Source organism: Streptomyces sp. NPDC039424, assembly GCF_055639495.1.
In genome coordinates, this window is sequence record NZ_JBVKAI010000001.1 from 852928 (window position 1) to 866123 (window position 13196).

Annotated in this window: 12 protein-coding genes and 1 pseudogene; 9 read left to right on the forward strand and 4 right to left on the reverse strand. The window is 70.2% G+C overall.

The window, feature by feature from the left end:
* Positions 1–43 precede the first annotated feature (43 nt).
* From ACZ7L0_RS03915 to ACZ7L0_RS03935, 5 genes are all read left to right on the forward strand, one after another.
* Positions 44–619, forward strand: a complete 576-nt coding sequence (locus ACZ7L0_RS03915) for an RNA polymerase sigma factor (RefSeq protein ID WP_471240792.1) — start codon at positions 44–46, stop codon at positions 617–619.
* Entirely contained in the window at positions 610–1242 is a 633-nt protein-coding gene (locus tag ACZ7L0_RS03920; RefSeq protein ID WP_471240793.1) for a hypothetical protein, read from the forward strand. The genes ACZ7L0_RS03915 and ACZ7L0_RS03920 overlap by 10 nt, the downstream gene beginning before the upstream one ends.
* The gene (locus ACZ7L0_RS03925; RefSeq protein WP_471240794.1) at positions 1242–1625 is read left to right on the forward strand and encodes a hypothetical protein; all 384 of its coding nucleotides are present in this window, start codon (positions 1242–1244) and stop codon (positions 1623–1625) included. The genes ACZ7L0_RS03920 and ACZ7L0_RS03925 overlap by 1 nt, the downstream gene beginning before the upstream one ends.
* 83 nt (positions 1626–1708) lie before the next feature.
* Positions 1709–1975, forward strand: a complete 267-nt coding sequence (locus ACZ7L0_RS03930; RefSeq protein ID WP_471240795.1) for a ribbon-helix-helix domain-containing protein — start codon at positions 1709–1711, stop codon at positions 1973–1975.
* The gene (locus ACZ7L0_RS03935; protein WP_471240796.1) at positions 1972–2415 is read left to right on the forward strand and encodes a PIN domain-containing protein; all 444 of its coding nucleotides are present in this window, start codon (positions 1972–1974) and stop codon (positions 2413–2415) included. The genes ACZ7L0_RS03930 and ACZ7L0_RS03935 overlap by 4 nt, the downstream gene beginning before the upstream one ends.
* Before the next feature lie 47 nt (positions 2416–2462).
* Here the strand turns inward: ACZ7L0_RS03935 and ACZ7L0_RS03940 are convergent.
* Positions 2463–3972 (reverse strand): annotated as a pseudogene (locus tag ACZ7L0_RS03940) (sensor histidine kinase).
* Between the two features lie 143 nt (positions 3973–4115).
* Positions 4116–6833: an aconitate hydratase AcnA gene (gene acnA, locus ACZ7L0_RS03945; protein WP_471240797.1), complete on the reverse strand. Its 2718-nt coding sequence runs from the start codon at positions 6831–6833 to the stop codon at positions 4116–4118.
* 308 nt (positions 6834–7141) lie between these two features.
* Here acnA and ACZ7L0_RS03950 point away from each other — a divergent pair, with 308 nt between their 5' ends.
* From ACZ7L0_RS03950 to ACZ7L0_RS03960, 3 genes are all read left to right on the forward strand, one after another.
* Complete coding sequence (locus tag ACZ7L0_RS03950; protein WP_471240798.1) at positions 7142–7339, forward strand: DUF4236 domain-containing protein; 198 nt, start codon at positions 7142–7144, stop codon at positions 7337–7339.
* 64 nt (positions 7340–7403) lie between these two features.
* Positions 7404–8933, forward strand: a complete 1530-nt coding sequence (locus ACZ7L0_RS03955; RefSeq protein ID WP_471240799.1) for a helix-turn-helix domain-containing protein — start codon at positions 7404–7406, stop codon at positions 8931–8933.
* Positions 8934–9147: 214 nt separating this feature from the next.
* Positions 9148–10140: a polyphosphate kinase 2 family protein gene (locus tag ACZ7L0_RS03960; RefSeq protein ID WP_471240800.1), complete on the forward strand. Its 993-nt coding sequence runs from the start codon at positions 9148–9150 to the stop codon at positions 10138–10140.
* A gap of 43 nt (positions 10141–10183) precedes the next feature.
* Here ACZ7L0_RS03960 and ACZ7L0_RS03965 read toward each other — a convergent pair whose 3' ends face one another.
* Both ACZ7L0_RS03965 and ACZ7L0_RS03970 read right to left on the reverse strand, forming a co-directional pair.
* Entirely contained in the window at positions 10184–11524 is a 1341-nt protein-coding gene (locus tag ACZ7L0_RS03965; RefSeq protein WP_471240801.1) for a diacylglycerol/lipid kinase family protein, read from the reverse strand.
* Positions 11525–11630: 106 nt separating this feature from the next.
* A complete protein-coding gene (locus ACZ7L0_RS03970) occupies positions 11631–12770 on the reverse strand; it encodes a glutathione-independent formaldehyde dehydrogenase (RefSeq protein ID WP_471240802.1) in 1140 nt (379 codons plus the stop codon).
* 223 nt (positions 12771–12993) lie between these two features.
* On the opposite strand from ACZ7L0_RS03970, the gene ACZ7L0_RS03975 reads away from it, so the two are divergent.
* A complete protein-coding gene (locus ACZ7L0_RS03975) occupies positions 12994–13191 on the forward strand; it encodes a hypothetical protein (protein ID WP_471240803.1) in 198 nt (65 codons plus the stop codon).
* Positions 13192–13196: the final 5 nt, after the last annotated feature.

Genomic DNA, 13196 nt, shown 5'->3' on the forward strand with positions numbered 1-13196 from the left:
CTGGGTGGGTACTCGGTTGTCCCGAGCCGTGAGCAGGAGCGGCATGACCGAACGGACGTGTTACCCACCGCCGGGACGGGACCTGCCGGACGCACTGCTGGCCGTACGGGCAGCCGAGGGAGACGACGACTCCTTCGCTCTCCTCGTCCAGCGGCACAGCCGGCCCCTCCTGGCCCTGGCCCGTTGCATGCTCGGAAACGCCCAGGACGCCGAGGAGGCCGTTCAGGACGCCTTCGTCAGCGCCTGGCGGCGGCTGCCGGAATACCGCCACCATGCGGAGTTCCGTACCTGGATGTACCGGATCACCGTCAACCGGTGCCTGACCATGCGCCGCCGCCGGCTGCCGCCCCTCCCCCTGGACACCGTCGCCGAACCCGCGACGCACTGTGCGTGGAGTTCACCCGACCGGACCGCCGAGCAGGACGCCGCCACGGCCGCCCTGGTCTGCGCGCTCGGTGAGCTGGACGCCGGACAGCGGGTCTGCTGGGTCCTGCGGGAGCTGCAGGGCCTGCCCTACAAGGAGATCGCCCACGTGACACAGACCAGCGAGCAGACGGTGCGCGGCAGACTGTTCAGGGCGCGCCGGTCCCTCCAGGAGGCGATGGCCCCATGGCGCTAGACGACCCGCACCCACGACCCTCCGGGGCCCCGTTCGCGGGGGACGAGATACTGCCCTGCGGCCGGCTGCTCAGCCAGGTCTGGGAACAGGCACAGGACACGACGTCGGCCGCAGACCCGCACACCGTGTCATGCCCCCACTGCGGCGAGGCCGTCGAGGGGCTGGCCACCGTGAACGCGGCCACGCGGACACTGCGCGCCAGGGATCTCCCCGGTCTTCAGGCACTCGCCGAGCGCGTCATGAGCGTCGTGCGGGCCGAGTTCCGGCTCGGGCGCCTGCTGCCGCTGGCCGACACGGTCCGCGAGCTGCGGATCGCCGAGAACGCCGCGGCGAAGGTGCTGCGGCAGGCCGCGGACACGGTCCCCGGCGCGAGGGCCGCGACCTGCCGGCTCCACGCCCCGGGCCAGGGCACCGGCGTCCAGGTGACCATGACGCTGGCCGCCGCCCTCGACCGCCCGCTGCCCGACCGCGTCCGTCAGGTACGCCGCTCGGTCGTCGACGCCGCCGGACGAGCCCTGGGACTGATCGTGACGGCCGTCGACATCATCGTGGTCGACGTACTGGACCCGCACCCGCCCCTGGCCCCCGCGGGCACCGGGCCGCCCCCGGCGGGTGGTATGTGATGGGCGCCCCCGGCTCGACCACACTCCTCGGCGTCGCGGCCGACGCGGCCCTCGCGGTTCCCGGCGTGGCCGGCCTGCAACCCCGCCTCGCCCACCGCCTCGCGGCAGCGGCCACGCCCGCTGCCATGACAACGGCCGAACCCGCGCCCCCCGAGACAGGCGTCCGGGCCGACCGGGCCCCGGGCGACTCGGGGTGGCACATCGAGGTGCGCTGCGTCCTGACGGAGGACCGCCGCGCGCTGGACACCGCCCGCAACGTCCACGACCGGGTACGGGCCGCCGTCATCTCCCACCTCACCACCCACGCCGCCCCGGAGCCCGTCACCGTCGCGGTCACGGTGACCCGGATCGTCGCGGGACCGCCGCCGGTCACGGGGAAGTGAGCACCAGGGCATCCCCAGGGTGATTCGAGGCATACGCCCCTTCGGTACATACACCGATTCGGTACATGGACTACGGTTGGTACATGTCCATGAAGCGCACGAACGTCTACGCCGACCCCGAGGACCTGGCGATCATCAAGGAGGCGGCCAAGCGCCGGGGGATAAGCGAGGCTGAGATCATCCGCCAGGGGATTCACCTCGCGGCCATGGCGAACCGCGTCTGGGACGAGCCGCTCTTCTCCCGCACCTTCGAGGGTCCGGGACATACGCCGTCCAAGGCCGAGGTCCGTGACATGGTGGCGGACGCGGTCCTGCGCGACACCGCCCCGGGACCGGGAACCGCCGCGTGATCATTGTCATCGCCGGCACGTCCGGGCTGCTGGCCGCTCTCGACTCGGCTCACCCGGAGCACAGGGCGGCGAACGAAGCGATCATGGCCGCGGGGCTCCTGGTCATGTCCCCGCTCCTGCTGGCCGAACTCGATCACGCGGCCACACGTGAGCTCGGGCGAGAAGCCGCGCTCAGCGCGGTGGACGACCTCCGGCGCTGGATGAGCCGGGGCCGCGTCGTCATGCCGGAGATCACGGAAGATCACCTGGGTGCCGCCCAGTCCGTCCGCGTCCGGTACGGAGCTCTCGATCTCGCCCTCGCCGACGCCGTGAACGTGGCGCTGGCCGCCGACTACGACACGGATGCGATTCTCACGCTTGACCGGCGCGACTTCCGGGCCGTACGCCCACTGGGCCGCCACAAGGCGTTTCGGGTGCTGCCCGACGATCTGCCCCTGTGACCTGGCACCGCCTCGCCCCGACCCGGCGGAGCACGGCCCCGTCGCCCTCAGGCCGACGCCGCGTCCCGGGTGGCCAGGGATGACGGGAGGTCGTCCGGGGCGTTCTTCGCCGCCGGGAGTTCGAGGGTGAACTCGGTGCGGCCGGGGACGCTGGTGGCGTGGATCCGGCCGCCGTGGGCCGCGGTGATCGCCGCCACCACGGCCAGGCCGAGTCCGCAACCGCCTCCCGCTCCCGCCGCCCTGGCGCGGGACGTGTCCGCGCGGGTGAAGCGTTCGAAGACGGTGGGGAGGAGGTCCGGCGGGATGCCGGGGCCGTTGTCGCGGACGCGGATGACGTGGTGGGTGTCCGTGGACTCGACGGAGGCCACCACCGTGGTGCCCACGGGCGTGTGGGCGCGGGCGTTGGCCAGCAGGTTGGCGACCAGCTGGTGCAGGCGGGTCTGGTCGCCGACGGCCGGGGCGGGGGCGTCCAGGCAAAGTTCGAGCTGCCAGACGTGGTCGCCGCCCGCGGCCCGCGCCTCCCACAGCGCCTCGGCGACCAGCGCGGCCAGGTCCACCTCGGCGGAGTGCAGGGGGCGCCCCTCGTCCAGGCGGGCGAGCAGGAGGAGGTCCTCGACCAGGCCCGTCATCCGGGCCGACTCGGCCGACACGCGGCGCCAGGCGAGGACCGGCTCGATCCGGTCCGTGCCGCGGTTCATCAGTTCCGCGTATCCGGCGATGGACGCCAGCGGGGTACGGAGTTCATGGCTGGCGTCGGCCAGGAAGCGCCGCATGCCGGCGTTCGGCGAACGAGGCCTCGACGTGGTCGATCATGAGGTTGAGGGCGGCGCCGACCTGACCGGCCTCGGTGCCGGGGTCGGTGTCCCGTTCGGGCACCCGGGTCAGGCCGGCGACCTCACCGCGGCCGAGCGGCGCGCGCGAGACCTCCACGGCGGTGGCGGCGACCCGGCCGAGCGGGCGCATCTGGCGCCGGATGACCACCGCGCAGACGCAGCCGGCGACCGCGAGCCCGGCCCCGGCGGCCACCGCCTCGACCTCCACCAGCCCGCCGATGGTGTCCAGCGCTTCGTTCATGGGCAGGCCGGTGAGGAACCGGATCCCGCTCGCGTCCAGGGCGGTGACCCGATAGGTGCCGAGGCCGGGGAGGGTACGGGTGTGCGTCGAGCCGTCGGCCGGGACGCCCGCGAGGGCGGCGCGCTGGGCGGCGCCGAGGCCGCGCGGAGCCGTGCCCCGGCCGACCACCGCGGCGGAGAGGATCCCGCCGTGCGCGTCGAGCCGGGCGGCGAGCAGGCCGGCCGGAAGGCCGCGCTCGTCGAGGAAGACCAGGTCGTCGGTGCGCTCCGGGTGGAGCGTCGCGCCGCCCACGCTGTGCTCGGCGGCGTCCGTCACCCGGTCGTCCAGGCCGCCCAGCACATAGGCGCGTTGGGCGAAGACGGTGGTGAGGGCGATCGCGGTGCAGACGACGAGCAGGGTGGCGGTGACGAAGACCAGAAGAAGTGTGCGCAGTGAGCGGCCCCTCGGGACGGAGCCGCCGCGAAACCAAGGGGTGCCAGTCATGTACCGATCGTGTCCCGGTCCGCTGAGGGAACCCTGTGTTCCGGCTGAGCCGCAGCCGTGTGATCCGGCGCGGGCCACCGGACACGACGCGGGCCGCACCCCCGTCACCGGGGATGCGGCCCTCGACTGCCCTGCCGTACCGCTTACTTGCGGATCAGCGAGCGCAGCACGTACTGCATGATGCCGCCGTTGCGGTAGTAGTCGGCCTCACCGGGGGTGTCGATGCGGACGACCGCGTCGAACTCGACACCGGTGTCGGTGGTGACCTTGACCGTGCGCGGGGTGGTGCCGTTGTTCAGCTCCTCGACGCCGGTGAAGGAGAAGGTCTCCTCGCCGGTCAGGCCGAGGGTCTCGGCGGACTGGCCCTCCGGGAACTGCAGCGGGAGGACGCCCATGCCGATGAGGTTCGAGCGGTGGATGCGCTCGTAGGACTCGGCGATGACGGCCTTGACGCCGAGGAGGGCCGTGCCCTTGGCCGCCCAGTCGCGGGACGAGCCGGAGCCGTACTCCTTGCCGGCCAGGACGACCAGCGGGATGCCGGCGGCCTGGTAGTTCTGCGAGGCGTCGTAGATGAAGGAGACCGGAGCGCCGTCCTGCGTGAAGTCACGCGTGTAGCCGCCCTCGGTGCCCGGCGCGATCTGGTTGCGCAGGCGGATGTTGGCGAACGTGCCGCGGATCATGACCTCGTGGTTGCCGCGGCGGGAACCGTAGGAGTTGAAGTCGCGGCGCTCCACACCGTGCTCGGTGAGGTACTTGCCCGCCGGGGTGTCGGCCTTGATCGCGCCGGCCGGGGAGATGTGGTCGGTGGTGACCGAGTCGCCCAGCTTGGCCAGGACGCGGGCGCCGGCGATGTCGGTGACCGGAGCCGGCTCGTGGGCCATGCCCTCGAAGTACGGGGGCTTGCGGACGTAGGTGGACTGCGGGTCCCACTCGAAGGTGTTGCCGGTCGGGATCGGCAGCGCCTGCCACTGGGCGTCGCCCGCGAAGACGTCCTGGTAGGACTTGTTGAACATGTCCTCGCCGATGGCGTTGGCCACGACGTCGTTGACCTCGGCCTCGGAGGGCCAGATGTCCTTCAGGAAGACCGGGTTGCCGTCCTGGTCGGTGCCCAGGGCGTCACGGGTGATGTCCACCTTCATGGAGCCCGCGATGGCGTACGCGACGACCAGCGGCGGGGACGCCAGGTAGTTCATCTTGACGTCGGGGTTGATGCGGCCCTCGAAGTTCCGGTTGCCGGAGAGGACCGAGGTGACGGCGAGGTCGTGGTCGTTGACGGCCTTGGAGACCTCCTCCGGCAGCGGGCCGGAGTTGCCGATGCAGGTGGTGCAGCCGTAGCCGACGAGGTTGAAGCCGACCTTGTCGAGGTACGGGGTCAGGCCCGCCTTGTCGAAGTAGTCGGTGACGACCTTGGAACCCGGGGCGAGGGTGGTCTTGACCCACGGCTTGCGGGTCAGGCCCTTCTCGACCGCCTTCTTGGCCACCAGCGCGGCGGCGACCATGACGTACGGGTTGGAGGTGTTGGTGCAGGAGGTGATGGCCGCGACCGTCACCGCACCGTGGTCCAGCTCGTAGGAGGTGCCGTCGGGGGCGGTGACGCGCACCGGCTTGGACGGGGCGCCGTTCGGGATCGACGAGGGGGCGTCGGAGCTCGGGAAGGACTCCTTGCTCGCCTCGTACTCGTCGTTGACGTAGGCGCGTACGTCCGTCTTGAACTGCTCGGCGGCGTTGGCCAGGACGATACGGTCCTGCGGGCGCTTCGGGCCGGCGATGGAGGGGACGACCGTCGACAGGTCGAGCTCCAGCTTCTCGGAGAAGTCCGGCTCGGCCTTCGGGTCCAGCCAGAGGCCCTGCTCCTTGGCGTAGGCCTCGACGAGCGCGAGCTGCTGCTCGGAGCGGCCGGTCAGCTTCAGGTACTTGATGGTCTCGTCGTCGATCGGGAAGATCGCGGCGGTGGAGCCGAACTCCGGCGACATGTTGCCGATGGTGGCGCGGTTGGCCAGCGAGGTGGCGGCGACGCCCTCACCGTAGAACTCGACGAACTTGCCGACCACACCGTGCTTGCGGAGCATCTCGGTGATGGTGAGCACGAGGTCCGTGGCGGTGGTGCCGGGCTTCAGCTCACCGGTCAGCTTGAAGCCGACGACGCGCGGGATGAGCATGGAGACCGGCTGGCCGAGCATGGCGGCCTCGGCCTCGATGCCGCCGACGCCCCAGCCGAGGACGCCGAGGCCGTTGACCATGGTGGTGTGCGAGTCGGTGCCGACGAGGGTGTCGGGGTAGGCCTGGCCGTTACGGACCATGACCGTGCGGGCCAGGTGCTCGATGTTCACCTGGTGGACGATGCCGGTGCCGGGCGGGACGACCTTGAACTCGTCGAAGGCGGTCTGGCCCCAGCGCAGGAACTGGTAGCGCTCCTTGTTGCGGCCGTACTCCAGCTCGACGTTCTGCTTGAAGGCGTCGTTGGTGCCGAACTTGTCGGCGATCACGGAGTGGTCGATGACCAGCTCGGCCGGGGCCAGCGGGTTGATCTTCGCCGGGTCGCCGCCGAGCTCCTTGACGGCCTCGCGCATGGTGGCGAGGTCCACGACACAGGGCACGCCGGTGAAGTCCTGCATGATCACGCGGGCCGGCGTGAACTGGATCTCCTGGCTGGGCTGCGCCTGGGAGTCCCAGTTGCCGAGGGCGCGGATGTGGTCGGCGGTGATGTTCGCGCCGTCCTCCGTGCGGAGCAGGTTCTCCAGCAGGACCTTGAGGCTGTACGGCAGCCGGGCCGAGCCCTCCACCTTGTCCAGCCGGAAGATCTCGTACGACTCGTCGCCCACCTGCAGCGTGCTGCGGGCGTCGAAGCTGTTCGCCGACACGACAGTCTCCTTCATTGATGTGCGCGTACCACCGTCAATCCTGCCGCCACGCCGGCTTGGCCGATCCAGTAAGGTAAGGCTAAGTTAGGCATCCCTTACCGGAGTGGCGGCTACGGTGCGCCTCGGCAGATATCTCGATGTCGAGATAACTCTAGTACATGGGGGCGGGATGGTCATGCCCGGACCTCCGGGGGCCACTATGCGGACACGGCACCGGGGACATATCGACCCCATCGCCCATCAGTGCGCGAAGTCGGGGTATCCGAAGGGGACGTGAACCTGGTCGACCCCCAACGGAGGTAGCCCACATGCCGCTCACGTTCCGCAAGAGCTTCCGGATCCTGCCCGGCGTACGACTGAACATCAACCGGCACTCCTGGTCCATCACGACGGGCGGGAAGAACGGCCCGCACCACACTCACAGCAGCACCGGACGTCGTACGACATCTATGGATTTGCCCGGACCTTTCGGATGGCGGAGGACCCATAACGCCAGGAAGGGTTGACGGGCCGTCACCCGAACAGCCCCCCTGAGAGGCGCCATCTCATATCTGAGATAGCCTCAACCCCATGGCAGACGATTACCTCGTACGCATCGGCAAGCTCATCCGTGACGCCCGGCAACACCGAGGCTGGACACAGGCACAGCTCGCGGAGGCGCTCGGCACCAGTCAGAGCGCCGTCAATCGCATCGAGCGCGGCAACCAGAACATCAGCCTTGAGATGATCGCCCGAATCGGTGAAGCCCTGGACAGCGAGATCGTGTCGCTGGGCTACGCGGGCCCGATGCATCTGCGAGTGGTCGGCGGTCGCCGGCTCTCCGGCGCCATCGACGTCAAGACCAGCAAGAACGCCTGCGTGGCCCTGCTGTGCGCCTCGCTGCTGAACAAGGGGCGCACGGTGCTGCGCCGGGTGGCGCGGATCGAGGAGGTGTACCGCCTTCTGGAGGTGCTCAACTCCATCGGCGTGCGCACCCGCTGGGTCAACGACGGCGTCGACCTGGAGCTGGTGCCGCCGGCCGAGCTGGACATCGCCGCCATCGACGCCGAGGCCGCGGTCCGGACCCGCTCCATCATCATGTTCCTCGGCCCGCTGCTGCACCGCATGGACCGCTTCAAGCTGCCCTACGCCGGCGGCTGCGACCTGGGCACGCGGACCATCGAGCCGCACATGATCGCGCTGCGCCGGTTCGGGCTGGACATCGCGGCGACCGAGGGCCAGTACCACGCGGTGGTGGACCGCTCGGCCCGCCCGGACCGGCCGATCGTGCTGACCGAGCGCGGCGACACCGTCACCGAGAACGCGCTGCTGGCCGCCGCCCGGCACGACGGCGTCACGGTCATCCGCAACGCGTCCTCCAACTACATGGTCCAGGACCTCTGCTTCTTCCTGGAGGCCCTGGGCGTCAAGGTCGAGGGCATCGGCACCACCACGCTCACCGTGCACGGCGTGCCGGACATCGACGTCGACGTGGACTACTCCCCCTCCGAGGACCCGGTCGAGGCGATGAGCCTGGTGGCCGCCGCCGTGGTCACCGAGTCGGAACTGACGGTGCGCCGGGTGCCCATCGAGTTCCTGGAGATCGAGCTGGCGGTCCTGGAGGAGATGGGCCTCGACCACGACCGCAGCCCGGAGTACGTCGCCGACAACGGCCGTACCCGCCTGGTGGACCTCACCGTCCGGCCCTCCAAGCTGGAGGCGCCGATCGACAAGATCCACCCGATGCCGTTCCCCGGCCTCAACATCGACAACGTCCCGTTCTTCGCGGCCATCGCGGCGGTCGCGCAGGGCCAGACCCTGATCCACGACTGGGTCTACGACAACCGCGCGATCTACCTGACCGACCTCAACCGCCTCGGCGGCCGGCTCCAACTCCTCGACCCGCACCGCGTCCTGGTCGAGGGCCCGACCCGCTGGCGCGCCGCCGAGATGATGTGCCCGCCCGCTCTGCGCCCCGCCGTGGTCGTCCTGCTGGCGATGATGGCGGCCGAGGGCACGTCGGTCCTGCGCAACGTGTACGTCATCAACCGGGGTTACGAGGACCTCGCCGAGCGCCTCAACTCGATCGGGGCGCAGATCGAGATCTTCCGGGACATCTGACCGACGGCTGCCGCCGGGCCTGCTTCCGGCCCGCACTGACGCGGGCCCGGCACAGACCCGGCGGCATCCTTGGGACTTCTCCGGGACTTGGGCCCGGAGCGAGCCGCTCCCGCCTCGGAGGGCGATCTTGTCCGGGCGAGCGGACAATGAGCGGGACGGTCAGGGCCGAACGCAGGTCCCGCCTCACCCCGGACCAGCGAAGGACTGATAGGTGATGCCGGACGAGAGAGCCGAACGCCTCGCGGATTTCGTCGGGCCGCTACGGGTGGCACCGGGGTCGAAGGTGCGTCTGGACCGGGACTTCGATCCTCGCTTCAAGGCCGGTCTGAAGAAGCAGGACGGGGTCGAGCTGCTGCGGTACGGGGTGTCGTTGCTGGCCGAGTACCAGGAGCGGCTGGCCGCCCAGGACACGTACGGCGTGCTGCTCTGTCTCCAGGCACTCGACGCCGGAGGCAAGGACGGGACGATCCGCCACGTGATGAGCGGCGTCAATCCCCAGGGCGTACGGGTCAGCAGCTTCAAGGTGCCCTCCGCCGAGGAACTCGACCACGACTATCTGTGGCGCTACGCCCAGCGGCTGCCCACACGCGGCGAGATCGCCATCTTCAACCGCTCGCACTACGAGGAGGTTCTCGTCGTGCGAGTCCACCCCGAGAACCTTGACCGGCAGAGGCTGCCGGAGAACGCGCGTGGGCCGGACCTGTGGGACCGGCGCTACCGGGAGATCAACCACTGGGAGCGCTACCTCACGGACAACGGGTTCAAGGTGGTGAAGATCTTCCTGAACCTGTCCAAGGAGGAGCAGCGCACCCGCTTCCTGAAGCAGATCGACCTGCCGGAGAAGAACTGGAAGTTCTCCGCGGCCGACGTCCGGGAGCGGCGCCACTGGGACGACTACCAGCACGCGTTCTCCGAAATGCTGTCGGCCACGAGCACGGAGTGGGCGCCGTGGTACGTCGTCCCGGCGGACCGGAAGTGGTTCGCGCGGATCTGCGCGGCGGCGATCCTCGCGCACACCCTGATGGACATCGATCCGCAGTACCCCGACGTGGGGGAAGCGGCGCGCCAGGACCTGCTCGCCACCAGACGGGAGCTGGAGCGGGAAGCCCCGGCCGGAGCCCCGGCCGATCCGTACGCCGACCGGCATCCGTCGGCCGCGCGGGCCACCGGGCGCGGAGACAGGCCGACGAAGAAGAAGCGCGGCTAGGAGAGGACCCCGTGCGGCGCGAGATCGAACGGCCGCCGGTCGCTCAGGCGGCATCGCGTCCTGCCGCGACCCGCCCCATCGTCAGCGCCAGACGCCCCACCCGGCGCCAGTCCATCGGCGGGGCGCTGTGCGGCACGCCGGGGCGGTGCCGGGGTACGCGCACGCGCAGAGCGCCGGGCGCGAGGCGACAGCGCACCGGGGTGGGCAGCATCAGGGCCTCGCCGTCGACACCGACCGGGACGAGGGGAGCGTCGGCGTCGACGACGGCCTCCCGGACGGTGGCCACGGTCAGCCCGCGGCCCTGCCCGCCGCGCAGCAGGAGCTCCGTCGCTTCGGCGGCGTTGCCCACGCCGACACACAGCACGCCCAGCTCCCCGGAGTCCAGCCGCTCTCGCCGCCCCACTCCCGCCGGGTCGCCCCTCTCGTAGGGGTTGTTGCTCACCAGTACGGCCTGGGGACCGTCCATGGTCAGCGGACCGGCACGGACACCCAGCCGCGCGCCGCTGTGGTGAGTCAGCAGATCCGGCAGCATCTCCAGGACCGTGCGGGCCTTGTCGTCGCGATAGGCGGGACTCTGCACGATCTCCGCGTACACGCCGAACGAGGCGTTGTTGATGAAGACCTGCCCCGGGTTCCCGTCCGCGGGCTCTCCCGCATGGAGGTAGCCGAGGTCGACGCGCAGTTCGACGCCGTCGGTCAGTGCCTCCAGACATCGGGAGGGATCCTGCCGGTCCAGGCCCAGATCCATGGCGAAGTGGTTGCGGGTGCCGGCGCTGATCACCATGAACGGAATGTCGTGCTCCGCGGCCACCCGGGCGACCGAGGCCTGCGTACCGTCACCACCCGCGACGCCGAGCAGGTCGGCTCCGCTCCGGACGGCCAGCCGGGCCAGCTCGGCCACATCCTGCCGCCGGGCCGGATCCAGCACGACGACCTCGGCACCGAGGGCTCTGGATCGCTCCACCAGGTGGAACTTCTCGACCTTTCCGCCGCCGGAGAGCGGATTCATGATCAGGAACGGTCGCTCGGCCCGGCCGACGGCGCGCTCCGGCATGCCCGGCGAGGTCTCCTCGACCAGTGCGGACCTGCCCGCGAGAACGGCCAGCCCCCAGAGGCCGAGCGAGAGCAGTACGACCCACAGCAGCCCGGCGGCCGCGTACAGAATCAGGACACCGAGCGGTGCGGCGACCACCAGCAGCGCGGCCAGCACCCTGACCCAGCCGGTGTGGGTGAGCATCCACCACACGCCGCCCGCGGTGAGCGCCAGCCCCGCCCATCCCACCCCCATGAGCACGAGGCTCCCGAGCCCGGCGAACACCACCAGCACGAGGAGCGCCGCCGCGCCCGCCGCCAAGGCCAGACGCGCGGTCCAGCGCCTGCTCATGGGCAACCTCCCACCGCTCCACGGACATCTGGGCCCCCTGCCCGGAATGCCGTCGCGCCCGGGGGACGCGGCGGCATTCGTGGGATTTCTCAGGGGAGTGGCGTCCTCACGTCTGCGGGTGGAGGACGACCTTGGTGTAGCCCTCGGTCCGCTTGTCGAACTTCTCGTACGCGGACGGAGCCTGGTCGAGGGGCAGCTCGTGGGAGACGACGAAGCTGGGCTGCGCACGACCCTCGATGATCAGGTCACGCAGCTGACGGTTGTACCGCTTGACGTTGCACTGACCGGTGCCCGCGCGCAGTCCCTTCTCGAAGAGACGCCCGATGGCGACCACCAGCATGCCCTGCTTGGCCTGCTCGTCCGGTCCGCCGGGGTCGCGCGGGACGTACAGGCCCGGTATGCCCAGCGCGCCCGTCGGCCGTACCGTCTCGACGAGCGAGTTCAGTACGGTCGCCGGCTCCTCGCGATCCTCGCCGCGCGCCTGGGCCTGGTAGCCGACGGCGTCGATGCCCTTGTCCGTGCCCTGGCCGTCGGTCTGCTCCTTGATCTGCTCCACCGGGTTGCCCTTGGTGAAGTCGATCGGAACGGCGCCGATCTCCTCGGCCTTCTGCAACCGCTCCGCCACGCGGTCGACCACGAACACCTTGCTCGCCCCGCGCAGCATGGCGGAATAGGCGGCCATCAGTCCGACCGGGCCACCGCCGTACACGGCGACGCTCTCACCGGGGCGTACGTCGGCCAGCTCGTTGCCGTGGTAGCCGGTCGGGAAGATGTCCGCGAGGAGCACGAAGTCGGTTTCCTTCTCGGTGCCCTCCGGGAGCTTCAGGCAGTTGAAGTCGGCGTACGGCACCCGTATGTACTCGGCCTGGCCTCCGACATAGGGACCCATGGCGACGTAGCCGTAGGCACCGCCGGCGAACCCCGGGTTCACGGTCAGGCAGAAGCCCGTGAACCCCGCCGTGCAGTTCTTGCAGAAGCCGCAGGCCACGTTGAAGGGCATGACGACCCGGTCTCCACGGCTGAGCGACGTCACACCGTCACCGGCCTCCTCGACCACACCGAGGTTCTCGTGCCCGAAGACGATCCCCGGCTCGGCGGCCGTGCGGCCCTCATACATGTGCAGGTCAGACCCGCAGATGGCGGTGGACGTGACACGGACGATCACGTCGTTCGGGTGCTGGATCCGTGGATCCTCCACTTGCTCGACCGCCACTTCGAACGGTCCCTTGTATACGACGGCCCTCATCCTCGAACACCTCCACTGCATGTGGTTGTTCGTTCACAGAGGGGAACGGCAGCAGCAAGGGAGCCGCTGCATCCATCGGAATCCATCGGAATAAGGGCCCCAACCCTGCGGCTCACCGGCCTTCTGTGTCTTGGCTCATATTCCAGACTGGTGCAGGATGAGATGATTTGCATCTAGAGCCTGCAAATTCCTGTTCAGCACCTTTCCGGAAGGATCCAGAACCTTGTCGCGACGTCTCGGAACACTCCTCGTACCGGTGTCCGGCCTGTCCGGCACGACCTACCCGGAAGGGACCAAGGTGGTCATACGGGGCACCGGCGGTTCCGTCGACGGCTTCGTCGGCGGAGACTGGCTGCCGCTCGCCTGGTGGGAGTTCGCGGACACCCCGCCGGACGAGGCCACCGACACCTGGCCCGGATGACCGAG

Bases quoted from the DNA above. Each gene is read 5' to 3' on its own strand.
- ACZ7L0_RS03915 (WP_471240792.1), top strand. From the start codon at position 44: ATGACCGAACGGACGTGTTACCCACCGCCGGGACGGGACCTGCCGGAC.
- ACZ7L0_RS03920 (WP_471240793.1), top strand. From the start codon at position 610: ATGGCGCTAGACGACCCGCACCCACGACCCTCCGGGGCCCCGTTCGCG.
- ACZ7L0_RS03925 (WP_471240794.1), top strand. From the start codon at position 1,242: ATGGGCGCCCCCGGCTCGACCACACTCCTCGGCGTCGCGGCCGACGCG.
- ACZ7L0_RS03930 (WP_471240795.1), top strand. From the start codon at position 1,709: ATGTCCATGAAGCGCACGAACGTCTACGCCGACCCCGAGGACCTGGCG.
- ACZ7L0_RS03950 (WP_471240798.1), top strand. From the start codon at position 7,142: ATGCCGCTCACGTTCCGCAAGAGCTTCCGGATCCTGCCCGGCGTACGA.
- ACZ7L0_RS03955 (WP_471240799.1), top strand. From the start codon at position 7,404: ATGGCAGACGATTACCTCGTACGCATCGGCAAGCTCATCCGTGACGCC.
- ACZ7L0_RS03960 (WP_471240800.1), top strand. From the start codon at position 9,148: ATGCCGGACGAGAGAGCCGAACGCCTCGCGGATTTCGTCGGGCCGCTA.
- ACZ7L0_RS03965 (WP_471240801.1), bottom strand. From the start codon at position 11,524: ATGAGCAGGCGCTGGACCGCGCGTCTGGCCTTGGCGGCGGGCGCGGCG.
- ACZ7L0_RS03970 (WP_471240802.1), bottom strand. From the start codon at position 12,770: ATGAGGGCCGTCGTATACAAGGGACCGTTCGAAGTGGCGGTCGAGCAA.